Source organism: Mycolicibacter kumamotonensis (assembly GCF_002086285.1).
Lineage (GTDB): Bacteria > Actinomycetota > Actinomycetes > Mycobacteriales > Mycobacteriaceae > Mycobacterium > Mycobacterium kumamotonense.
On the sequence record NZ_MVHU01000026.1, the window covers coordinates 1 to 21592 of the forward strand.

A 21592-nucleotide genomic window follows, 5' to 3' on the forward strand; every position below is an offset into this window, starting at 1 on the left:
TCTGGACCAAAACCGCCGACCAAATCCTGACCAGCATCGGAAACTACTGCACCAAAATTAATGACTCAGGACACTAGCGCCCCGCACGGTCGGCGTCACCTGGCGTCGGTGTTCACCGGGCGGACCGCGGCCAGGGCCAGCGGCAACAGGTGTTGGCGGGCATAGCGTTCGGTGTCGGCGCGAGTCTTGAGCGGCTCACCGACGCGCTGGGTGAGCACCAAGGAGTGGGTCAGGCGCACGAAGATCTCCGCGAGTCCCTCGGGGTCGTCGACGGTGACCCCGCCACGCCGGGCGGTGTCGGCGATGTGCCCGGCGAGATAGCGGGTCGCCAGTTCCAATGCCGGCCCCGCGCCGGTGGTCAGCGCGGGCAGCACGGCTTCGGGGTCGGTTTCCAGGGTGCGGCTCAGCATCGGGTGAGTGCAGACCCGCCAGTAGATTCCGGCGAAGCCGGCCACGAAGCGGTCTTCGTAGCCGTCCAGCGCCGCCACCTCCGCGTCGACGGCAGCGAAGATCGAATCGGCCACCCGGCTGAACACCGCGGCCAGCAGATCCTTCTTGGTCGGCCAGCGCCGGTACACGGTCATGTGCGACACGCCCGCTCGGCGGGCGATCTCCTCGACGGAGGCCCGGCGTACACCGAAATCGAGGATCGCCTGCAGGGCAGCGTCCAGAATGCGCTCGCCGGTCCGGTCGACAGGCATGAGCCGATCTTTCCACAGTGACGCTTCCCCTCCCGGCGTGATGATGTTAGCGTTTTAATAACTCACTAACATCTGGAGGTTGTCGTGACGGAATTGCTGTCCCCCGCCGATCGACCGATGCCCGCGGCCGAAACGACCGGTCCGACAGACGATGACGGTCTTTCCCTGCTGCGCGGTGAGGGGCTGCGTCCCCGGGTCATGGCGGATTTCCGCAAGCATCTGGGCAGCGTGTTGAACGGGGTGTTCGGCGGGGTCCTTTTCGACGAGGTGGCGATGCTGCCGATCGCGGCCTCCGTGGATCGCACCGGCCGATTCCGCGACAACTTCACCGACCGCGGCCTGCGCAGCGCCTTCAGCGGGCAGGCGATACTCGCCGGCGCCGAGCAGCGCAAAAAGCACGCCCAATGGCTGATCGACCAGCACCGCAGCGTGCGCGGCACGGGAGTCGGTGAGTACGACGGCGTCCGCTACAGCGCGCTTGACCCCGACCTGTGGCTATGGATCATCGCCAGCGCGCTGCACGCGATCATCGTGTCGTATCCGGTGTGCAGCGGAACCACGTTGCGGCCCGCGGAGGTTGAGGCCGGCTATCAATACCTTCGCCACCTGTTCGGCGACCTGGAACTGCCCAGCAAGCGCGGCCGGCTGCCGGAGACCTTCGAGGCGTTCAACACCTACTACGAGGACACCGTTGCAACGGGCTTGGCCGCCAACGGTTTTCTCCGCGACCAGTTCACCACGCTGACCCGGCTGCCGCTGCCCACCCTGCTGCTGCCGCGGTGGCTCCGCCCCGTGCTCACCCCGCCGTGGCTGGTGGTGCGGCCGCTGCTGGGGCACGTCGTTCAGGTCTGCTCCGCCAAGACCATGCACCCGGATGTGCTGGCGCTGATCGGATTCGAACTCAAGCGTCGCCACCACTGGGAATTCGCCGTCTACTCGCGGCTGCTTCAGCTGGCCTGGCACCTGCTTCCCGACCGGCTGCTGCTCGAACCCATCCACTACAACCGGATACGTCTGGACGCGCTGCGGGAACGCCTCGATGGCACCGCTCGCGCCCAGGCCCGCTACGACCGCGCGGCCAAACGCCTGCAGCAGCAGAACTCCTGGCTCGCCGGCTTCTACGAGCGCTACGGACTCGACACGTTTTCGGTCCCCGAGCACCGCGTTGGTGCATGCCCGTTCGGGTGAGCCGGCGCGAAGCCTCAGACCCTGAGCGGTGTCACTGCCGGGAGCGCAGCACGGCGTCATAAAGCTCGCGCCGCGACACCGCACCGGGCAGGTTCGCGATCGCCTGTGCGCAAGCGTCTTTGACCCGCATGCCCTCGCCGGTCAGCCGGTCGACCTCGGCCACCAACGCCGGCAGGTCGGCGCGCGGGGCCGCCCCGGCCAGCACCACGGTGATCTCCCCCAGCACGCCCTCGGCAGCCCAGCCGGCCAGCTCGGCCAGGGTGCCGCGCAGCACCTCCTCGTGGGTCTTGGTCAGCTCCCGGCACACCACGGCCCGCCGGTCCGCGCCGAGCTCGTCAACCGCGTCACGCAGGCACTCGGCCAGCCGCCGCGGCGATTCGAAGAACACGCACGTGCGCCGTTCCTCGGCCAACGTCGCCAGCCAGGCCCGGCGCGCCGTGGCCTTGCGCGGCGCGAAACCCTCGAAACAGAACCTGTCCGAGGCCAGCCCCGAGACCGCCAGCGCGGTCGTGACCGCCGATGGGCCCGGCAGGCAGCTCACCGGCAGGCCCGCCTCGGCGCAGGCCACCACCAGGCGGTAACCCGGGTCGCTGATCAGCGGCATCCCGGCGTCACTGACCACCAGCACGGTGGCACCGGCCTCGATGTCGGCCACCAGCGCGGGCACCCGGGCCGCCTCGTTGGCGTCGAACAGGCTGACCACCTTGCCGGTGATCTGCACCTCAAGCGCCTTGGCCAGCGTCCGCACCCGGCGGGTGTCCTCGGCGGCCACCACGTCGGCGGTGCCCAGCGCCGCGGCCAGCCGAGGCGACGCGTCGGCGGGCTGCCCCAGCGGGGTGGCCCCCAGCAGCAATCGACCCTCGGCCATGGCGCACAGCCTACGATCGACCAGATGAGCGCGCCGACCGCTACCGTGCCCGCGGCCGTGCCGGAGCGCACCGCTCCCGTGATCAGCCCGGGACTGCTGGTGCCGGTGGCCGATTTCGGGCCGACCGACCGCGCCCGCGGCTGGGCGGTGACCGCGGCGGTCACGACGCTGGCGGCGGTGACCCGGTTCTCGAACCTGTACACACCGACCGACGCGGGCACGCCGATCTTCGACGAGAAGCACTATGCGCCGCAGGCCTGGCAGATGCTGCACAACCACGGGGTGGAGGACAACCCCGGCTACGGCCTGGTGGTCCACCCTCCGGTCGGCAAGCAGCTGATCGCGATCGGCGAAGCCCTGTTCGGCTACAACGGGCTGGGCTGGCGGTTCACCAGCGCGCTGCTCGGCGTGCTCGCGATCGCGCTGCTGGTGCGGATCGTGCGCCGGATGACCCGCTCGACGCTGGCCGGCGGGATCGCCGGGCTGTTGCTGGTCGGCGACGGAGTCAGCTTCGTCGCCGCGCGCACCGCGCTGCTGGACGGCTTCCTGACCTTCTTCGTGGTGGCGGCGTTCGGGGCGCTGCTCGTCGACCGCGATCAGGTGCGGATGCGGATGCACACCGTGCTGACCGACGGCCGTTGCGGGACAACGCCGTGGGGCCCGCGGCTGGGGGTGCGCTGGTGGCGCTTCGGCGCCGGGGTGCTGCTCGGATTGGCGTGCGCCACCAAATGGTCCGGGCTGTATTTCGTGGTGTTCTTCGCCGCCATGTCGCTGGCGTTCGACGTCGCCGCTCGCCGGCAGTACCGGGTGCGCCGACCGTGGCTGGGAACGCTGCGCCGTGACGTCGTCCCCACCGGCTATGCCATGGCGCTCATCCCGTTCGGGGTGTACCTGGCGTCGTATGCGGCGTGGTTCGCCTCCGAGACCGGGGTGGATCGCCACGAGGAAGGTCAGTCGATCGGGCTGGAGAGCCGGTTCCCGGTGCCCGATGCGCTGCGCTCACTGTGGCACTACACCTATCAGGCCTATCACTTCCACTCCGGCCTGACGAACGCCGCCGGCAACCACCACCCGTGGGAGTCCAAGCCGTGGGCCTGGCCGATGTCGCTGCGCCCGGTGCTCTATGCGATCGACCAGCACGACGTTCCCGGCTGCGGCGCCCAGTCCTGCGTCAAGGCGGTGATGCTGGTGGGCACGCCGGCGATGTGGTGGCTGGCCGTGCCGGTGCTGGGCTACGCGTTGTGGCGAACGGTGGTGCGCCATGACTGGCGCTACGCCGCAGCGCTGGTCGGTTACTGCGCGGGCTGGCTGCCGTGGTTCGCCGATATCGACCGGCAGATGTATTTCTTCTACGCCGTGCCGATGGCGCCGTTCTTGGTCGTGCTGCTCGCGTTGATCTGCATCGACATCATCGATCACGGGCGCGACCGCGGCCAGGAGCGCCAGACCCTCGGGCTGCTCGCGGTGTGTTGTTACGTCGCGTTAGTGCTGACGAACTTCGCCTGGCTGTACCCGATCTTGACCGGGGTGCCCATCTCGCCGGCCACCTGGAACATGGAGATCTGGCTGCCCAGCTGGTCGTAGCGTATCGAACTGGTGTGCGATAAACTGCGAGCCGTGGCGATACCGGTACAGGAGTCGCTGTTCGACCTGAGCGAACGCCGACAGCTGGGCGACGGCGCCTGGCTCGACGTTCGTTCCAACTGGCTGACCGACGGCGCGGAGCTGGTCGGCGAGCTGCAGTCCGCCATCCCCTGGCGGGCGGAGCGCCGCCGAATGTATGACCGGGTACTGGATGTCCCCCGGCTGGTCAGCTTCCACGACCTGGCCGCCGGCGAGGCGCCCCATCCCGCTATCGCCCGGCTGCGCCGCCGGCTCAACGACATCTACGCCGGGGAACTCGGCGAGCCGTTCACCACGGTGGGGCTGTGCCTGTACCGCGACGGCGGCGACAGCGTGGCCTGGCACGGCGATACCCTCGGCCGCGGCGCCAAGCACGACACCATGGTCGCGATCGTCAGTGTCGGCGCCACCCGCACGTTTGCGCTGCGCCCCCGCGGAGGCGGCGTCGCGCTGCGGTTGCCCCAGCGCCACGGCGACCTGCTGGTGATGGGCGGCTCGTGCCAGCGGACCTGGGAGCATTCCATCCCGAAGACGGCCACACCGACCGGCCCGCGGATCAGCATCCAGTTCCGCCCGCGCGGGGTGCGCTAGTTCGCGCCGGTCCGCACCCCTAGCCGCGCACCGCGGCGACCGCGGCCACCAGCAGGTCGCGGGCGCGCTCGGTGTCGACGGGGACGACGGGCTTGTCCGGCGCCACCAGCGGGTTGGCGGTGACAAGCACCTGGTACGGACCGAAATACGCCGAGTAGTTGTAGAGCTCCCCGATGCGACTCGCGCCGCCGGCGACCGTCTCGACCACCCGGTGCACCCCCAGGGTCTGCACCCCGTCGATGTGCGGCGCCTCGACCGTTTCGACCAGGCCGCGCATCCGGTCCCCGGCGAAGCCGATCCGCCGGCAGGATCGTCCCGGCTCGGTGAACGTGACCGGCTCGGAGGTCTCCAGGGCGATGGTGATGAAGCGGTTGCCGTTGCCTTCGGCGGCCACGGCGGCCATGTTGCCCTGCACGCCCTGCGGCAGCTGCTGGCTGACCGCGAACCTCGAGCAGTCGGCGGGTTCGAACTTCAGGCCCGAGGGCAATGTGTTGGCCGCCAGCAACTTTGGGTCAAGTCCGGTCTGCTCGATGCTCTTGACCTGAAATTCCGGACCGAACGAGGACTTGATCTCGGTCACCTTGCCGATGTCGGCAGTCACCTCACCGGGTTCCGAGCTGCAGGCGGCGAGCAATACGACACAGCCGATTGCCGGCACCGCGCGAAGGTTCACCATCGCAGACAATCTACCCAACAGCGACGGATATGCCTGGCCGCGGTCACCCCACCGCCTGGATCGCTTGGCGGCCAACCTCTTTGATCTGATCGGCGATATCCCTGCCGAATGGCAACTGCTTCTCACCGGGTACGTCGATAACGGTGGTGACGATGCCCGGATCGTCGCGCTCCCAGTAAGCGCCCAGGCGATCCAGGATGCCGCGCATCGGCGCGTTCTCGGACAGCACCCGCGCGGTGAACTTCTCGATGCCCTCCAGCCGGGCGATCACCGCCAGCGCCCCCATCAGGTAGGTACCGATCCCCCGGCCCTGATAGCTGTCGCTGACGATGAACGCGATCTCGGCAACGGTCGGGTTCTCGGTATCCCGGACGAATCGCGCGTCGGCGACGAACGCGCCGTCCAGCTCGGTGACCACCCAGACGAAGTGATCGACGTAGTCGACTTCGAACAGGTAGTGCATGAGCGCCGGGTTCGGGGTGCGGGTGGACATGAAGCGGCGGTAGAGCGTCTCGCTGGAGACATGGGCCTGGGCAGTGCGCGCACTGTCGCCGGGCAACACCGGGCGCAGCAACAACGACGTGCCGTCACGGGCCGCGATCGGCACGGCCTCGATATAGGCGGCCAGCCGTTGGCGCGCGGTGCGCACCAGCCGGTCCATCACCCCCGGGATCTGCATCATCTCGTCGAAGGCGTGTGCGTCACCGATCCAGCCGGTCAACTGCGTCGAGGCGGTGACCGTCGCGGTCCGCCGGCCTTTGCGCAGCAGGGCGATCTCGCCGACCACCATCCCGGCCGAGACCTCGTTGACGACCACCGCACCGTCGTCTCCGAGGTGTGTGACCTGGGCAGAACCCGAGGAGATCAGCAGGAATGACAGCGCCCGCTCGCCTTGTCGCATCAGGTCGGTACCGGCCTTGGCCTGCAGCGGCTGTAGAGTAGCGGCAAGCGGTCTCAGGTCGGCGTCGGTGCATCCGGCAAAGATCTCGATCGCCGCGAGTTCGGTGGTCGGCAGCGGCGCAGCCACCCGTTCTCGCCGCGATATCGCCATGGACTGCTCCGCCTTTGTTTGCCAATCAAGGCTAACGGGTGCACCGGGACCGGTAATGATTTTACAGCGACGTAACAGACCGGCTTCGGCATTCAGGACGAAGGCGGCTAGCCTGTGCCCGCTGACTGCGACACGCGAGGAAGAGATCACAAGACATGAGCGAATTGAATCCGAAGCTGCACGACATCTATGACGAGGTGCTGCGACGCAACCCTGGTGAGGCCGAGTTCCACCAGGCCGTCTTCGAGGTGCTCAGCAGCCTCGGACCGGTGGTGTCGAAGCACCCGCAGTACGTCGACAGCGCCGTCATCCGCCGGATGTGCGAACCGGAACGTCAGATCATCTTCCGCGTTCCCTGGCTCGACGACAACGGCAACGTGCAGATCAACCGGGGTTTCCGGGTGGAGTTCAACTCGGCTCTGGGCCCGTACAAGGGCGGCCTGCGGTTCCACCCGTCGGTCTACCTGGGGATCATCAAGTTCCTCGGCTTCGAGCAGATCTTCAAGAACTCGCTGACCGGCCTGCCGATCGGCGGCGGCAAGGGCGGGTCGGACTTCGACCCCAAGGGCCGCTCGGACAACGAGATCATGCGGTTCTGCCAGTCGTTCATGACCGAGCTCTACCGCCACCTGGGCGAGTACACCGACGTCCCGGCCGGTGACATCGGCGTCGGTGGCCGCGAAATCGGCTACCTGTTCGGCCAGTACAAGCGGATCACCAACCGCTACGAGTCCGGGGTGCTGACCGGCAAGGGCCTGACCTGGGGCGGTTCGCAGGTGCGCACCGAGGCGACCGGTTACGGTGCGGTGTTCTTCGCCGACGAGATCCTCAAGACCGCCAAAGACTCCTTCGAGGGCAAGCGGGCCGTGGTCTCGGGTTCGGGCAACGTGGCGATCTACGCCATCGAGAAGATCCACCAGCTGGGCGGCACCGTGGTGGCCTGCTCGGACTCCAGCGGCTACATCGTCGACGAGAAGGGCATCGACCTGGAGCTGCTCAAGGAGATCAAGGAGGTCAAGCGCGAGCGCATCGAGGCCTACGCCACCACCCGTGGCGGCACGACGCAGTTCGTCAACGGCGGCTCCATCTGGGACGTGCCCTGCCAGATCGCGGTGCCTTCGGCCACCCAGAACGAGCTCGACGGCAGCCACGCCGCGACCCTGGCCCAGAACGGCTGCAAGATCGTCGCCGAGGGCGCCAACATGCCCTGCACCCCGGAGGCCGTCAAGCTGTTCACCGAGGCCGGTGTGACGGTGGCCCCGGGCAAGGCGGCCAACGCCGGTGGGGTGGCCACCAGCGCGCTGGAGATGCAGCAGAACGCCTCGCGGGATTCGTGGAGCTTCGAGTACACCGAGCAGCGCCTCGCCGCGATCATGCAGAGCATCCACCACCGCTGCCTGGTGACCGCCGATGAGTACGGCGCACCCGGCAACTACGTGGTCGGCGCCAACATCGCCGGCTTCATCCAGGTCGCCGACGCGATGACCGCGCTCGGCCTGATTTAACCCCTGTTGACTCTGCGGCTACCGGACGGTGCCCTCGCACTTTGCCCGGTAGCTGCAGAGTCAACGTCGTTTCGACGTAGCATCGCCGAATGAGTTGGATTCTGCGCACCGTCGTGTCCGTCGGCGCCGCCGCCATGGCACTGCTCGGCAGCGCGTCGGCCCATGCCGACGACGCCAGCTACATCGCAGCCCTGGATGCCAACGGGGTCTTCCGGTCCGGTCCGCCCAATGCGCGACTGTCGGCGGGGCACCGGTTCTGCAACCAGTTGCGCAGCGGCGCCACGGTCGACCAGATCATCGCGACGTTCCCGCGCCGGCCGTCGTTCGGGGGGCCGTCCATGGTCGATGACCTCACCGTGAATCTGCGGCCGGTGATCGACATCGCCCAACACGAACTGTGCCCTGAAACCCTGACCTGATTCGCCTTCGCCGGCCTAGCCGGCGCTACGTTCGGCGGCGGCGACGAGCTTGCGGGTCAGCATCCCGATCACGACCCGCAGGACCAGCCAGTAGGCTACACCAGTTGCGCGCCAACGGGTTTCGTAACGCCCGGACCAGGTCATGCACGTTCCGTCGGCGTCCTCGGTGAAGGACACCTCGGCCTGGTAGTCGCGGATCGGGCCGTCGACGAGCATGGTGTAGCCGTGCCGCCGGCCGGACCGGGGTTCTCCCACGTCGAATACGGGATCAGCGGCGCGCCCACTGTGACCATCGAGGTCGCCGGCACTGATCGCCCGGCTTGACCCCGACGAGATACGAGCGCTGGTGGCCCAGGCCGACGACGCCCAGCTGCGGCTGGGCGATGCGCTGCGGCCTTGGCTACCGCTGTCCGACGAACAGCTCGGTGCCTTGACGGCGGCCGTGCACGCGTTCACCGGCACGGCGTGGGCCTGGAGGAACCCGGATTCGATTCAGCCGATGATCACCGACTTCGAGGCGACCCTCTTACGGCTGCTGGGCGTCTTCATCGCCGGATTGCCGGCGACCGGCTGAGGCGTCCAGCACCTCGTCGACCAGCGGGAGGTCGATGACATCGTTGCCGGAAACGACCGGCGCCCATCGACCCGCGTCCAGGTCGTGCTTCTCGGTGAGGAAGCGCAGCCTGTAGGCCTGCTGAGCGCGTTCGAACGTGGTGTGCGCAATGCGGGCGTTGAGCCCGCCGTTGACGGCCGCACCCAAGACCGGGACCGCCTGCGCCAGTTTGTGTTTGGCCATCCGGAATCCCAGCGCCACCGAGACCTGCTGGATCACGTTGTCCGCTTGCTCCGGCTTGAGATGGCGCCATGACGTTCGACGCATCATCTGCTGGGTCAACCGTGACAGCGACGCCAGCGCCGCGGCCTTCTCCGCGGAGTCACCGGCGGCCGAATAGGCGATCACGCCGGAGGCGAAGGCCTGCTCGTCCGGCTCGCGGACGTCGTAACCGTAATGCGCCGCAACCAAAGCCACGATGCGGCCCATCCCGACCATCACGGCGGTGACGTCGGCGACGACCGCCGACGCCGCGACCGTCATGCTGGTACCGCCGGTGACCGCGCTCGACAGCACCGAACCCGTCACCGCCAGCGACGACGCGGCACCTCCGGCCACCGCCAGCGCGAGGTAGCGCTCCTTGCGCCGCGGAACCGAGCGGTCGCACTGCTGCAGGTCGAGTTGCCGGACCTGGCCGTAGGACGCCACCACGACACCCTGGTCGGCGAACATCGCAAACACGTTGTCCGGCTTGACCGAATTGAGTCCCCGCTCCACCAGCACGGTGTGCAGGGTCTCCATCGCCTTGGTCATCAGATTGTCGAGCGTGCCGATGACGGCGGTGGCGCCCGGGACTTGCTCGACGGTCGAGCGGGCCTGAGCGGCTACCTGCTGGGCGCGTCGCCTGATGCCCTGGCTCAGGGTTGCGAACCGGCCGGATCGCTCGGCGCCGGTGGCCGCATCCAGCAGCGCTTCCCAGGCCTTGCGCTCGTACTCGGACATGCCCGGCTTGGTGGCCACGAATTGAAAGCCTACCGACGCAGGCCCAGGGAACGCCGTCGTGAACGTCGGCCCGGCGACCGGCAGGAGGCCCGAATCAAGCCTCTCCATCCAACCTATTTTTCACAAAGTTTCAGCTGAGGAATCCTTGCCTGCCGCTCAGTAGCGTGCTACCCAATAATAGAAATATGTCTACTTTGAAGGGCGGGGGACGTGGGGAACTGCACAAACATCAGCGAACGTGGAGCGTGGGCCGCAGTTGGGAATGCGCGGCGGTGGACGCGGGCCGCCACCGCGGCCGCGCTCGCCGCGGCGATCGTGGCGCCACCAGCCGGCGCGGCCTCGACGTCAGCGGGCGCACCGCTTTTCTTCAGCGCCCCGGTCAACCTCACCGCGCTGCCGGACGCCACCGAAGTCGCGAGCGCTATCGACGGTATCGCCAAATCACTGCACTGGATCTACATCGACGCGGGCTACCCGGGAACCACGCTGGCGGATACGCACCAACTCGCCGAAGCAATAGCGTTGGACGGCTACAACTTTGGCTACACGACAGACCAGATGTATAACATCCTCACCACCGGCGGGCCGCAGAACATACTCCTGGAGCTGCACGACTATTCACCGACGGCCGTTTTCAGTTACTACCATTCCTATTTCGTGCGTTGGGTGGATTTCATTCCGAACGCTCACCTGCCTAACCCGAACGACTCGGTGCCCCTACCCGACCTGGGAGACGAGATCGGGCAGAGCGGCCACCAGATGTACTCGGAGGCCGCAGACCACTTGGGCATCTTCTACCCGCTGGTCAGAGACATCGGCACGTTCTTCCACGCAATGACCGACGATCCGATCACGGGCGGGGTACTCAGCTGGGGACTTGCGACCGCTTGGGACTTCACGATGTACGGCTACTACGGAATGGTCGGGCTCGATCAGGAGCCGATCGAAACGCAGCTCAACGACGATCTCCACAGCCTTGTCACTCTCCAATTCCTCGGAGATCCGACTTCCTTTTTCGAGCACACCAAAGACCTCATCGACGGCACTATGACGGTCGACGGGTTCGGCGTGTGGTCCGAAGAATTGATCGGGCTGCTGATTTCCGCGCTCACCCACGCGGTGTGAGCCGGCCCGGCCTGCGGCCTCAATACACTGACGCCTGTCATTGACGGTCGTCAGCAATCGGCGTACGGTGCGGGCATGCAGGCACCGGGTGAGCTGAGCGCGCCGTCATCGGTAACCGGGGGTGCCCGCGAGGCGCGGCGACTCGAGACCCGCGCACGCCTCTTCGATGCCGCGCTGGCCGAGATCGCCCACCACGGGCTGGCCGGTGCCGACGTCAGCGCCATCGCCGCGGCAGCGGGTGTGGTCCGGGGAACGTTCTACTTCCACTTCCCCACCAAGGAGCACGTCCTGATCGAGGTCGAGCGCAATGCGGAGACCCGAATCGTCAGCGAACTCGGCGCGGCCGACGGCGATTTGGCTTCCGTGCTTTCGCAACTGGTCCAGCACGCCCTGGAAGCCAAACGCCGGTTGGGAGCCGTGGTCTTCCGGGACATGCTCGGCCTGCACTTCTCCTCCGCCCGCCCCGTCGATGACGAGTTGGCGCAACACCCCCTCGCGGAGTTTCTGGTGGGCCTGATCAGCCGCGCGCAGAAGTCGGGGCAAGTCTCCCCGGACCTCGATGCGGCGGAACTCGGAACCTTCTTTTTGACCGGGCTGTTCGCCCTGCTGGCCACCGGTGCGCACGATGCTGCGCAGCTGGACCGTTACGTCACGACGATCGTCAAGGGAATGGAGATCCGATGAATCACAGTGGTATCGAGGGCTACCGGGACTACTTGGCCGAACGTGATGGCGAAGCGGACCTACTCAACCGGCGGTTGTCCAACCGGGAAACATTCTTCGACGAGCTTGAGGCCAATCCCGTCCGTTCGGCTCACCCCGCCGACCGCCCGACCTTTCTTCGCAACCTGCGGCGCCGACGGCCCGAACCGGGCCTGGACCCGAAGATGCTGTTCCTGCTGGCGACGGCCAAACTCAACCAGGCGGAGCGGTTCGGTGTCGGACTCGGTGAGACCTACGGGCGCAACAGCGACGAGAGCCTGCCGCCCGAGAACGTCTACCTCGAGCTGGAAGAGCACTATCACACCCGGCTGCTGGCCTACGCGCTCGACGTATTCGGCCTGCCCTTCCAGGTCGTCCCCCCGCCGTTCGTGATGCGCCAGTTCGTCAAAACCAGCGTGTTTCTCCCCGAACGGCTGGGCTTCATGTTCGTCGGGGCCGCAGAGATGGCGGGCTGCATCATGTTCGACGAGCTACGCCGTGTCGGCGTCGAGTTGTTCGCCGACGAACCCGACGTCGCGCAGCGAATCACGTTGCTCTACAGCGAGATCCTCACCGATGAGATCGGCCATGTCGGCTACTGCGCGTCGCGTTGCACCTCGGTCGAGCGGGCGATCATGCGCCGGCTCTACCCGTTGATCGGGCGCCTGATCGCCCGGCAGACCGCTGAGATCAGCCTGCTGATCGACCCGAAGGCCCTGGCTTCGCGACTGGACCGGGCGTTCGACGTGACGGAACTGACAGCCGGGCTGGACAATCCGACCTATCTCACCGCGCACCCCTGAGCGCCGTCAGCGCAGGTCCAGCTCCAGCCGTTCGAGGCGGCGCACCAAGATGCTGGGCAACCACCGGCCGACCTCGGCCGCCTCGATCCAGGTGGTCTGTTCGAGCAGCGTTTGCAGGACGACCCGAGCCTCCAGGCGGGCCAGCGGGGTGCCGACGCAGAAGTGCGCCCCCTTGCCGAAGGCCACGTGCCCCTTCAACGCGCTGCGGTCGAGCCGGAACTCCTCGGGGGTGTCGAAGTGCTCGGGATCGCGATTGGCGGCGCCCCACACCAACAGCAGGCGCGAATCAGCGGGCAACTCGACACCGGCCAGGGTGGTGTCTTTGACCACATGGCGGTAATGGCCGCGAAACGGCGACTCGAATCGCAGGGTCTCCTCGATGAACGCCCCCAGCAGTTCGGGATGGGCCCGCAGTTGCTCCTGCACGGCGGGGCGCTCAGCCAGAATCCAGGCGGCGCTGCCGAGCAACGAAGCGGTGGACTCACCGGCGGCGCTGAACAACGTGATCATGACGGCCAGCGCCGGAAGCTGTTCCAGCTCACCGGATTTGGTCCGCGCGGCAAGATCACCGATCAGGCCCGGCTGGGGGTTCTCGATGGCCTTCTCGAAGTGCTCGAGCACATAGGCGGACAACTCCATGGCCGCCACGCCGGCGGCTGAGAGCTGATCCTCGCTGACGATTCCGTCGAGCAGCGTGGTGGTCGCATATCCCAGCCGGATCAGCTCGTCGACGTCGTCGTCGGGGAGCCCGAGCAGGCGCGCGACCACCATCATGGGCAGCCGGTTGGCCATCGCGCTCATCCATTCGATGCGCCCGTCACCGCTGGCCTCGGCCCACAGCCGCTTCGCGGTGGCCTCGGCGAACTCCTCGATCACGCGCACCCGCTTCGCGGAAAGATGCGGCAGCAGCAACTTCCGATGCTGCGCGTGCAACGGATCGTCGGCGGTGGCCAGCACTTGCATCGGCCCACCGAGCTGGCCCATCTCGAACGGTGTGACGGTCCCGTCGTCGTGGTAGACCATGGTCGCGGTCAGGTTCGACGAGAAGTCCTCGACGCGCTCGACGGCTTCCACCAGGGCGTCCCAGCCGCAGACCGCGTAGAACACCGAGTCGCCGATCCGATTCACCCCGCCGCGGCTGCGCATGGCCTCATAGAGCGGGTAGGGGTCCTGGATGGCGGTGCCGAAGAAGTCGTTGGGGTCCACCACTGCACGCATACCCTAAGGCTGAATGGCCCCGTGACCTGCGTCAACGTTGTGGGCCGAACTTGCAAACCGGTGCGGGTTCGGTGCGGATCGTCGTTCTCAGCCCGCCGCGCCGACCAGCACCGGCACTGAGAATTCACTCGAGATTTTTCTCATTGTGAGAAAATCATGTCATGATTTCGCCGCGGGAAAGTGGGTGATCGCGGTGGCGAACGACTGGCTGATCGGCCGGGATCGGCGCAGCGCGGGTGCGGAACGGATCTACGCCGCGGCAGCCGATTTGATGTCACGGCAGGGCTACGACGGCTTCTCCATCGACGCGCTGGCGGCCAGGGTTCACTGTTCGCCGGCGACGATCTACCGCCATGTCGGCGGCAAGGCCGCGCTCCGGGACGCGGTGCTGAGCAGGCATGCCGAACGCATCCTCGACTCGGTGCGCGACGCCATCACCGGGCTGACCGGCTCGGAGCGCATCGTCACCGCCACCACCGTCGCCTTGCAGCGCATGCGGGCCGATCCGCTAGCCAAGATCATGGGCTCCATGACCGGCCCGCCCGGTACCGGGTGGCTGACCGATTCGCCCGTCATCGCCCGCTTCGCCGGTGAAATGGTCGGCGCTGACAATCCCGACCCGCTGGCCGCGCAGTGGCTCATCCGCGTGTTCCTGGCGCTCTGGTACTGGCCGCTCAAGGACGGCGACGCGGAAAAGGCTGCGGTACGGCGATTCCTCGGCCCGCCCTACGATGCGGACCGGGCCTTGCAAGGTTGACGGCGCGGCGCCGTCGTGACCCGATCAAACTCTGTGGAGCTAAGGGGAATCGAACCCCTGACCTACTCGATGCGAACGAGTCGCGCTACCAACTGCGCCATAGCCCCTGACCGCTAGCAGGCTACCAGCCCCCGGCCGGTCTCCTGAAACCGAGACGCTATTGACCCGATGCCCGGGGCAGGTCGCCGCGCCAGTCGTACTCGCGGGCGGACGCGGTGTACTCAAGGTGCTCGAAGACGGGGTCCTCGTCGTCGATCTCCAGCACCGCTACGCCGGGCCGCCGCAGCCGCGACGGCACCACCTCGAACGCCTCCGGGTGAACGTTCTCGCGCTGCGCCCGTGGCCGCTCCGCTCGCCGTGCCCGCCGCGCGCGCACCTGCTGCTCGATGCGGGTCTGCCGGCGCAGGTAGGCCAGGTAGAGCACGGTCGCCCCGGCCGCACCGCCGCAGACCCACCACGCGCTCGGCGCCACGGTGAACGCCATCAGCGCCGAGAACACCAGCACCACCGCCAGCGACATCAGCACCCGCTTGCGGAACTCGTACTTGCGGGCGCTGACAGCGGCGGCCGTCTTGGTGTCGTAACGGCGCGGCCGCGCCGCCGCAGGCGTCGGGATGTCGGCCTCGGCCTCCAAACCCGAACTGTCCTCGACGTATTCGTACTCGTAGCCCTCGGCCTCGGCGACATCTTCCGGCTCGGCCTGGCCTTGGGCTTCGGCTTCCGCTTCGGCCTCGGCTTGCGCCCGAGCTTCGGCCTCGGCTTGAGCTTGAGCCTCGGCTTCGGCTTGAGCTTGAGCCTCGGCCTCGGCTTGCGCCCGAGCTTCGGCCTGAGCGCGTGCCTGGGCTTCGGCCTCGGCAGCCAGACCCGCTTCCGACAACGGCAACACGTCGGGGTCCTCGGCGACGACTTCGACGTCCAGGACGTCGAGGTAGTCGAGTTCGCCCTGCTCGCCGACGGTGGCGGCGAACACCCGTGATCCGCTGCCGGCCGGTTCGGCGGGCGCGTCGTCGTCGGAGTCCTCGATGTCGTCGAGTTCGGCGTCGGCAGCGCTGCGCTGCCAGTCGGGGTCGCTGCGGTGACCGGCGGCCGGGCCGGCGCGCTTGAGCAGACGGGCGCTGGCGCCGCTGGTCAGCACACGGGTCGCCAATGCCACGTCACTGGTGCGCCGCACCGCGTCTCGTTTGCTGACCAGCATCGGCACCAGTACGAACAGCCAGAGGACGACCAGTGAGATCCAGAGCAACGATTGCGGGATGCTGGGCATGGTGGCCTGCTCCTTTCCCAGCCAAGGCTAGGTCTCCTGACCCACACGGCCCCGGTTGGCGCGCCGAGCCAATTACACAGTTGTAATTTACTCGCTGACCTCGATAGTCACAACTATCACACGGGCAACACGAGGGCTTAATTCGTTCAGGTCCACGCGGCCCGACCCGACCGGACCAGGGTCGCGGTCACCGACCCGGTCACCTCCTCGACCGTCATCGCCACCAGGATGTGGTCCCGCCACGCTCCGTCGACGTCGAGGTAGCGCTGCAGCAGACCCTCCTGCCGAAAGCCGACCTTGGCCAAGACCGCCCGGCTGGCCCCGTTCTCCGGCCGGACGGTGGCCTCCACCCGATGCAGCCCCACCGGCCCGAAGCAGTGGTCGAGGCCGAGCGCCACCGCTGCGGTCGCCACGCCCCCGCCGGCCACCGAACTGGACACCCAGTAGCCGATCCAGGCCGACCGGAGCGCACCGTGGGCGATGTTGCCGACCGTCAGCTGACCGCAGAACCGGCCGTCGAGCTCGATCACGAACGGCAACATCCGGCCGTAACGGGCCTCGGTCCGCAGGCTCGAACACACCGGCGGCCACGCGGCCGAACTGTGCCGGGTGGCCCAGTCCGCCTCGACGCTGGGCTCCCACGGCTCCAGGTGGGCCCGGTCGGCCAACCGGATCCGGCTCCAGGCCACGCCGTCGCGCATCCGCACCGGGCGCAACCGCAGCACCCCCGCCGGAACCCGCAACGGCCCGAGCACCGTCGGCCAGCCGGGGTGCTGGACGGCCTTGAAGGGCCACAGATTGACCAGCATCTACCCGGACTCAGCCCCGTTGCGCCAGAAAGGCGACGTCCACCAGCTCGCCGGTGGCGATCTGCTCGACCTCCTCGGGAACCACCACCAGGCAGTTCGCCTCGGCCAGGGTCGCCAGCAGGTGCGACGAGGTGCCACCGGACGCCCCGAGCACCTGCACCAGGTACTCGTCGGTCTCCTGGTCGCGCATCAGCTGGCCCCGCAGATAGCCTTTGCGCCCGGGCATCGAACTGATCGGCCCCAGGGCGCGGGCCCGCACCATCCGGCGCATCGGCTCGCGCTTGCCCAGCGACAGCCGGATCAGCGGACGGATCATCACCTCGAACACCACCAGCGCACTGACCGGGTTGGTCGGCAACAGGAACGTCGGAACCCCTTCCGGCCCCAGCTGCCCGAAGCCCTGGACCGAACCGGGGTGCATCGCGATCCGGGCGACCTCCATCTCGCCGAGGTCCGACAGCGCCGCCCGCACTTCCTCGGCCGCCGCACCGCCCACCCCTCCGGCGATCACCACGATCTCGGCGCGGTTGAGCTGTCCCTCGACCACTTCGCGCAGTTTCTTGGGTTCGCTGCTGACGATGCCGACGCGGTTCACCTCGGCCCCCGCGTCCCGGCCGGCGGCGGCCAGCGCGTAGGAGTCCACGTCGTAGACCTGACCGTTACCGGGTGTGCGGGTGACGTCGACCAGCTCTCCTCCCACCGCCATCACCGACAGCCGGGGACGCGGGTGGACCAGTACCCGGTCGCGGCCGACGGCGGCCAGCAGCCCGACCTGGGCGGCGCCGACGACCGTGCCGGCGCGTACCGCGACGTCGCCGGGCTGCACGTCGTCGCCGACGCGGCGCACGTAGTCGCCCGGGCGCACGCCGCGCAGCACCCGGACCCGGGAATTGCCACCGTCGGTCCAGCGCAACGGCAGCACCGCATCGGCCAAAGTGGGCATCGGAGCGCCGGTCTGGATCCGGGTGGCCAGTTTGGGCTGCAGTCGGGTGGGTGTGCGCGCCCCGGCTTCGATGGTGCCCAGCACCGGAAGGGTGACCGCGGCGGCGTCGCGATCGGCCGCCTCGGAGCTGTCACCGATGGCATCGGCACCGAAGACGTCGACGCTCCGTACCGCGTACCCGTCGATGGCCGCCTGATCGAAGGCGGGCATCGGCCGCTCGGCGATGACCTCTTCGGCACACATCAAGCCCTGCGCCTCGGCGATCGCCACCCGGACCGGGCGCGGAGCCACCGCGGCAGCCGAAACCCGGGCCTGCTGCTCCTCAACCGAACGCACGATGCGCCTTTCTCAAAGCCTGGGTCCGATTCCGGGCCGGCGTCTGCTCAGGTCTCCGCCAAACCCAGCCGCGCCACCAGCCACCGGCGCAGATCCGGACCGTAGTCATCACGATCCAAGGCAAAGTCAACCGCAGCTTTGAGGTAGCCGCCCGGATTTCCCAGGTCGTGTCGCGATCCGCGGTGCACGACCACGTGGACGGGGTGACCCTCGGCGATCATCAGGGCGATGGCATCGGTGAGCTGCACCTCGCCGCCGGCGCCGCGGTCGATGCGCCGCAACGCATCGAACACCGCCCGATCCAGCACGTAGCGGCCCGCCGCGGCATACATCGACGGTGCGTCGGCGGCCTTGGGCTTCTCGACCATCCCCTTGACCCGCAGCACGTCGGGGTTGTCACCGCCGGGAACGGGTTCGACGTCGAAAACGCCGTAGGCGCTGACTTCTTCGGGGCTGACCTCGATCGCGCACAGCACGGTGCCGCCGTGCCGGGCCCGCACCGCCGACATCGTCTCCAACACCCCGGTGGGCAGCACCAGGTCGTCGGGGAGCAGGACGGCGACGGCGTCTTCGTCGGCCGACAGGGTGGGTTCGACGCAGCTGATGGCATGGCCCAGCCCGAGCGGCTCGGCCTGCACCACCGACTCCACCTTGATCAACTGCGGGGCCCGGCGCACCTTGGCCAGCATGGCCTTCTTGCCGCGGGCCTCCAGCGTGCCTTCCAGCACCAGGTCTTCGACGAAGTGCGCGACCACCCCGTCCTTGCCCTCGGAGGTGATGATCACCAACCGCTCGGCACCGGCCTCGGCCGCCTCGGCGGCCACCAGTTCGATCCCCGGGGTGTCGACGACGGGCAGCAACTCCTTGGGCACCGTCTTGGTCGCCGGCAAGAACCGGGTACCCAAACCGGCCGCGGGCACGATAGCGGTACGCGGAATCGGAACCTTCGACGTGGGCATTGTTCACACGATAACCGCAATCAACTCCACCTCCTCCCTGGCGGTGGGCGAGCCGGTGCTGACAGGCTGAAAGGCGTGACCGACAACGCGGTGGTAGCCGCCAAGTCCGCGTTGCGCGCCCGGATACTCGAAGCCCGCCGCGCCATACCGCCGGACCTGCACGTCGCCGAAGCCCACGCGCTGGCCGGCCACCTCGAGCAGCTGGCCGGTGACGCCGCCACGGTCTGCGGTTATGTGCCGGTGGGCACCGAACCCGGCTCGGCAGCCATGCTCGACGCGCTGGCCCGCCGCGGTATTCGGGTGCTGCTGCCGGTGGTGGCTGCCGACGGGGCCGCGCTGAGGTGGGGTGAATACCGGCCCGACGCGCTGGTTTCGGCCCGGTTCGGCCTACGGGAGCCGGCGCCGCCGTGGCTGCCCGCCGAAGCCCTGGCCGAGGCGGACGCCGTGCTGGTGCCGGCGCTGGCGGTCGACCGCCGGGGGGTGCGGCTGGGCCGCGGAGCCGGCTTCTACGATCGCTCCCTGCCGCTGCGCCGGCCGCACATTCCGCTGGTGGCGGTGGTCCGCGACGACGAGCTGCTCGATGCGTTGCCGGCCGAGCCGCATGATGTGCCGATGACCCATGCGCTGACTCCCGGACGCGGCCTGGTGGCGCTGGCCTGAAGCCGCGATGGCTTCGCCCCGGCCCGGAATGCTCAAGACCAGATGGCGGTTCTAGCACTTAGCACGGTAGAGTGCTAACCCGATTGTTCGATTCACGGAGGTACGCGTGCCCACCTACAGCTACGCCTGCACCGAGTGCAGCCACCGCTTCGATGTGGTCCAGGCCTTTACCGACGACGCGTTGACCACCTGCGAGGAGTGCAACGGTCGCCTCCGCAAGATCTTCGGCAAGGTCGGCGTCGTGTTCAAGGGCAGCGGTTTCTACCGCACCGACAGCCGGGATGCGGGTAAGACGTCCTCGAACGGCGGCGGCTCCCCCAAGGCCGCGGCATCGGATTCCGGGTCGGGCGGCTCTAGCGATGGCGGCACCAAATCGGCCGGCAAGTCCTCTGCGGATGGCGGCACCAAGTCCGCCGACAAGCCCAAGGCCGCCGCATCCACCGCGGCTGCCGCCTCGGCGTAACCCGTTATCCACAGGCCGGCACCCGGGTCGGCGCCCCCGGGCGGGCCGGTCGCTTACCGTTGCGCCATGGGCGAGTCGCTCAATCCGACCTTGATCTCCCGCGCCTCGCAGGCGCTGCGCCCGGACTGGACTCGTACGGTGCGCGCACGGCGGGTGGCCGCCGGGGTCCTGGTCCTGCTGGCCGGGGCCGCGGCGATCCGCTCCGATCCGCAGGGCGAGCGGGTCGAGGTCGTGGTGGCCAGCCGCGACCTGGCCCCCGGAACGGCGTTGACCGCCGACGACATCTCCGTCGAATACCGTTTCGCGCGAACGGTTCCCGCCGGTGCCCTCACCGATGTGTCGTCGGTGTTGGCCACCACGCTTGCCGGCCCGGCACGCCGCGGCGAGGTACTCACCGATGTCCGCCTACTGGGCAGCCGACTCACCGAGGCCGCCGCCGGGCCGGACGCCCGCATCGTGGGCCTGCACCCGGCCGACGCCGCCCTGGTCGACCTGGTCCGGCCCGGCGACGTCGTCGACGTCGTGACGGCCGATGACGCAGCAGACCCGCCGGGCGGGCCCCGGGTGGTAGCGTCCGGCGGGATCGTGGTGCTGGTGTCGGACAAGCAGAATCACGACGATCGGGTGGTGCTGGTGGCATTGCCGGCCACCGCCGCCGTCGCGGTGGCCGGCACCACCCTGGCTCAGGCGGTGACCCTGACGCTGCGCTGAACCGTCAAGCCGCGGCAGCCGGCTGCGGGCTGGCGCAGAACTTGCACTTTGTCGCTTCGGCGGCGATTTCGGACGCGCATTCCGGGCAGGTCTTGGTGGGCGGCGCGTCGCCGAACACCGCCTTCCCGCGCCGCTTCTGAATGTGCTTGTAAGGCAACACGATAAAGAAATATATGGTCGCCATGAACACGATGAAGTAGATGATCGCCGAGATGAATGCGCCCAGGTCGACAAAGGTCGCCTCGTTGCCCTCCGCCCCGAGTTGGTAGCCCAGCCCCAGCCCGGCGGTGTCCGGCTGCGCGGCCGCGACCAGCGGGTTGATCACGCTGTCGGTGAAGGCCTTGACCAGGTTGGAAAACGCCAGCGCCACCACCAGACCGATGGCGACGGTGATGACGTCGTCGCGCATCAGAAAATTCTTGAATCCTTTGAACACCGGTGCACCCCTTTCGCCCGGAACCCTGCGGGCAGCCCTGCGCTACCCAAGCGCACCGTAATGGCCGTCGGAGCGTCGGCGCGGGTGATTGCGCGAAGTCGAATCTCAACCGTGATGCGGCGGGACGTTGTCCCGCAGCCAGCGCTCGCGCTCCTCGACCTCCCGGGCGTCGTCCGGATCGCGCTCGTCGGAGGACTCCTGGTGCTCGCCGAGGCCGGGCGTGGACACC

Annotated in this window: 26 protein-coding genes and 1 tRNA gene; 13 read left to right on the plus strand and 14 right to left on the minus strand. The window is 68.3% G+C overall.

Translation table 11 applies throughout. From position 1 onward, the window contains the following. Positions 1 to 95: 95 nt before the first annotated feature. Positions 96 to 701 carry a TetR/AcrR family transcriptional regulator gene (locus BST28_RS16185; protein WP_019737102.1) on the minus strand — a complete coding sequence of 202 codons (606 nt, stop codon included), beginning with the start codon at positions 699 to 701 and terminating at the stop codon, positions 96 to 98. Positions 702 to 818: 117 nt separating this feature from the next. Here BST28_RS16185 and BST28_RS16190 point away from each other — a divergent pair, with 117 nt between their 5' ends. Further along, entirely contained in the window at positions 819 to 1889 is a 1071-nt protein-coding gene (locus BST28_RS16190; protein ID WP_083081869.1) for an oxygenase MpaB family protein, read from the plus strand. A 31-nt stretch (positions 1890 to 1920) separates the two neighbouring features. Here BST28_RS16190 and rsmI read toward each other — a convergent pair whose 3' ends face one another. Continuing rightward, entirely contained in the window at positions 1921 to 2757 is an 837-nt protein-coding gene (rsmI, locus tag BST28_RS16195) for a 16S rRNA (cytidine(1402)-2'-O)-methyltransferase (protein WP_083081872.1), read from the minus strand. Positions 2758 to 2781: 24 nt separating this feature from the next. Here rsmI and BST28_RS16200 point away from each other — a divergent pair, with 24 nt between their 5' ends. Both BST28_RS16200 and BST28_RS16205 read left to right on the plus strand, forming a co-directional pair. Continuing rightward, the gene (locus BST28_RS16200) at positions 2782 to 4341 is read left to right on the plus strand and encodes a dolichyl-phosphate-mannose--protein mannosyltransferase (RefSeq protein WP_083081875.1); all 1560 of its coding nucleotides are present in this window, start codon (positions 2782 to 2784) and stop codon (positions 4339 to 4341) included. A gap of 33 nt (positions 4342 to 4374) precedes the next feature. Further along, entirely contained in the window at positions 4375 to 4971 is a 597-nt protein-coding gene (locus tag BST28_RS16205; RefSeq protein ID WP_207570117.1) for an alpha-ketoglutarate-dependent dioxygenase AlkB, read from the plus strand. A gap of 19 nt (positions 4972 to 4990) precedes the next feature. Here BST28_RS16205 and BST28_RS16210 read toward each other — a convergent pair whose 3' ends face one another. Continuing rightward, positions 4991 to 5647 carry a DUF5642 family protein gene (locus BST28_RS16210; protein WP_019737097.1) on the minus strand — a complete coding sequence of 219 codons (657 nt, stop codon included), beginning with the start codon at positions 5645 to 5647 and terminating at the stop codon, positions 4991 to 4993. Positions 5648 to 5690: 43 nt separating this feature from the next. Continuing rightward, positions 5691 to 6698, minus strand: coding sequence for an acetyltransferase Pat (pat, locus tag BST28_RS16215; protein WP_083081880.1), 1008 nt, complete (start codon positions 6696 to 6698; stop codon positions 5691 to 5693). Between the two features lie 155 nt (positions 6699 to 6853). Here pat and gdhA point away from each other — a divergent pair, with 155 nt between their 5' ends. Both gdhA and BST28_RS16225 read left to right on the plus strand, forming a co-directional pair. Beyond that, on the plus strand, positions 6854 to 8203 hold the full coding sequence (gdhA, locus tag BST28_RS16220) for an NADP-specific glutamate dehydrogenase (protein WP_019737095.1): 1350 nt from the start codon (positions 6854 to 6856) through the stop codon (positions 8201 to 8203). An 89-nt stretch (positions 8204 to 8292) separates the two neighbouring features. Beyond that, entirely contained in the window at positions 8293 to 8622 is a 330-nt protein-coding gene (locus BST28_RS16225) for a DUF732 domain-containing protein (protein ID WP_019737094.1), read from the plus strand. Positions 8623 to 8637: 15 nt separating this feature from the next. Here the strand turns inward: BST28_RS16225 and BST28_RS25370 are convergent, their stop codons facing one another. Next, a complete protein-coding gene (locus BST28_RS25370) occupies positions 8638 to 9078 on the minus strand; it encodes an SRPBCC family protein (RefSeq protein WP_162112293.1) in 441 nt (146 codons plus the stop codon). On the opposite strand from BST28_RS25370, the gene BST28_RS24125 reads away from it, so the two are divergent. Beyond that, positions 8969 to 9196, plus strand: a complete 228-nt coding sequence (locus BST28_RS24125; RefSeq protein ID WP_019737092.1) for a hypothetical protein — start codon at positions 8969 to 8971, stop codon at positions 9194 to 9196. The two genes, BST28_RS25370 and BST28_RS24125, sit on opposite strands and share 110 nt — an antisense overlap. On the opposite strand, the gene BST28_RS16235 is transcribed toward BST28_RS24125, so the two are convergent. Continuing rightward, positions 9149 to 10195, minus strand: coding sequence for an EcsC family protein (locus BST28_RS16235; protein WP_162112292.1), 1047 nt, complete (start codon positions 10193 to 10195; stop codon positions 9149 to 9151). The genes BST28_RS24125 and BST28_RS16235 overlap by 48 nt on opposite strands. A gap of 192 nt (positions 10196 to 10387) precedes the next feature. On the opposite strand from BST28_RS16235, the gene BST28_RS16240 reads away from it, so the two are divergent. The 3 genes from BST28_RS16240 to BST28_RS16250 all read left to right on the plus strand — a co-directional run bounded on the left by BST28_RS16240 (position 10388) and on the right by BST28_RS16250 (position 12807). Continuing rightward, positions 10388 to 11302, plus strand: a complete 915-nt coding sequence (locus tag BST28_RS16240) for a hypothetical protein (RefSeq protein ID WP_065286932.1) — start codon at positions 10388 to 10390, stop codon at positions 11300 to 11302. 75 nt (positions 11303 to 11377) lie between these two features. Continuing rightward, complete coding sequence (locus BST28_RS16245; protein WP_065286931.1) at positions 11378 to 11986, plus strand: TetR family transcriptional regulator; 609 nt, start codon at positions 11378 to 11380, stop codon at positions 11984 to 11986. Further along, positions 11983 to 12807, plus strand: coding sequence for a hypothetical protein (locus tag BST28_RS16250; protein ID WP_019735462.1), 825 nt, complete (start codon positions 11983 to 11985; stop codon positions 12805 to 12807). The genes BST28_RS16245 and BST28_RS16250 overlap by 4 nt, the downstream gene beginning before the upstream one ends. A gap of 6 nt (positions 12808 to 12813) precedes the next feature. Here the strand turns inward: BST28_RS16250 and BST28_RS16255 are convergent, their stop codons facing one another. Next, positions 12814 to 14025, minus strand: a complete 1212-nt coding sequence (locus BST28_RS16255; RefSeq protein WP_019735461.1) for a cytochrome P450 — start codon at positions 14023 to 14025, stop codon at positions 12814 to 12816. A gap of 184 nt (positions 14026 to 14209) precedes the next feature. On the opposite strand from BST28_RS16255, the gene BST28_RS16260 reads away from it, so the two are divergent. Then, on the plus strand, positions 14210 to 14782 hold the full coding sequence (locus BST28_RS16260) for a TetR/AcrR family transcriptional regulator (protein WP_065286930.1): 573 nt from the start codon (positions 14210 to 14212) through the stop codon (positions 14780 to 14782). Between the two features lie 34 nt (positions 14783 to 14816). On the opposite strand, the gene BST28_RS16265 is transcribed toward BST28_RS16260, so the two are convergent. From BST28_RS16265 to BST28_RS16285, 5 genes are all read right to left on the minus strand, one after another. After that, positions 14817 to 14889, minus strand: a tRNA-Ala gene (locus BST28_RS16265). Between the two features lie 50 nt (positions 14890 to 14939). After that, complete coding sequence (gene sepX, locus BST28_RS16270) at positions 14940 to 16046, minus strand: divisome protein SepX/GlpR (RefSeq protein WP_083081888.1); 1107 nt, start codon at positions 16044 to 16046, stop codon at positions 14940 to 14942. A gap of 146 nt (positions 16047 to 16192) precedes the next feature. Further along, entirely contained in the window at positions 16193 to 16855 is a 663-nt protein-coding gene (locus BST28_RS16275; protein ID WP_083081891.1) for a GNAT family N-acetyltransferase, read from the minus strand. Between the two features lie 10 nt (positions 16856 to 16865). Then, on the minus strand, positions 16866 to 18134 hold the full coding sequence (gene glp / locus BST28_RS16280; RefSeq protein WP_064920124.1) for a molybdotransferase-like divisome protein Glp: 1269 nt from the start codon (positions 18132 to 18134) through the stop codon (positions 16866 to 16868). Between the two features lie 47 nt (positions 18135 to 18181). Beyond that, the gene (locus BST28_RS16285; protein WP_019738501.1) at positions 18182 to 19093 is read right to left on the minus strand and encodes a UTP--glucose-1-phosphate uridylyltransferase; all 912 of its coding nucleotides are present in this window, start codon (positions 19091 to 19093) and stop codon (positions 18182 to 18184) included. A 75-nt stretch (positions 19094 to 19168) separates the two neighbouring features. Between BST28_RS16285 and BST28_RS16290 the strand changes: the two genes are divergently transcribed. From BST28_RS16290 to BST28_RS16300, 3 genes are all read left to right on the plus strand, one after another. Further along, the gene (locus BST28_RS16290) at positions 19169 to 19753 is read left to right on the plus strand and encodes a 5-formyltetrahydrofolate cyclo-ligase (protein WP_083081893.1); all 585 of its coding nucleotides are present in this window, start codon (positions 19169 to 19171) and stop codon (positions 19751 to 19753) included. A 106-nt stretch (positions 19754 to 19859) separates the two neighbouring features. Next, positions 19860 to 20216, plus strand: coding sequence for an FmdB family zinc ribbon protein (locus BST28_RS16295; protein ID WP_065286926.1), 357 nt, complete (start codon positions 19860 to 19862; stop codon positions 20214 to 20216). A 66-nt stretch (positions 20217 to 20282) separates the two neighbouring features. Then, on the plus strand, positions 20283 to 20927 hold the full coding sequence (locus BST28_RS16300; protein WP_065286925.1) for an SAF domain-containing protein: 645 nt from the start codon (positions 20283 to 20285) through the stop codon (positions 20925 to 20927). Positions 20928 to 20931: 4 nt separating this feature from the next. Here BST28_RS16300 and BST28_RS16305 read toward each other — a convergent pair whose 3' ends face one another. Together BST28_RS16305 and BST28_RS25125 are read right to left on the minus strand one after the other, a co-directional pair. Further along, on the minus strand, positions 20932 to 21363 hold the full coding sequence (locus BST28_RS16305) for a large conductance mechanosensitive channel protein MscL (RefSeq protein WP_019735882.1): 432 nt from the start codon (positions 21361 to 21363) through the stop codon (positions 20932 to 20934). Positions 21364 to 21468: 105 nt separating this feature from the next. Further along, positions 21469 to 21591, minus strand: a complete 123-nt coding sequence (locus tag BST28_RS25125; RefSeq protein ID WP_019735883.1) for a hypothetical protein — start codon at positions 21589 to 21591, stop codon at positions 21469 to 21471. Between the last annotated feature and the right edge of the window lies 1 nt (position 21592).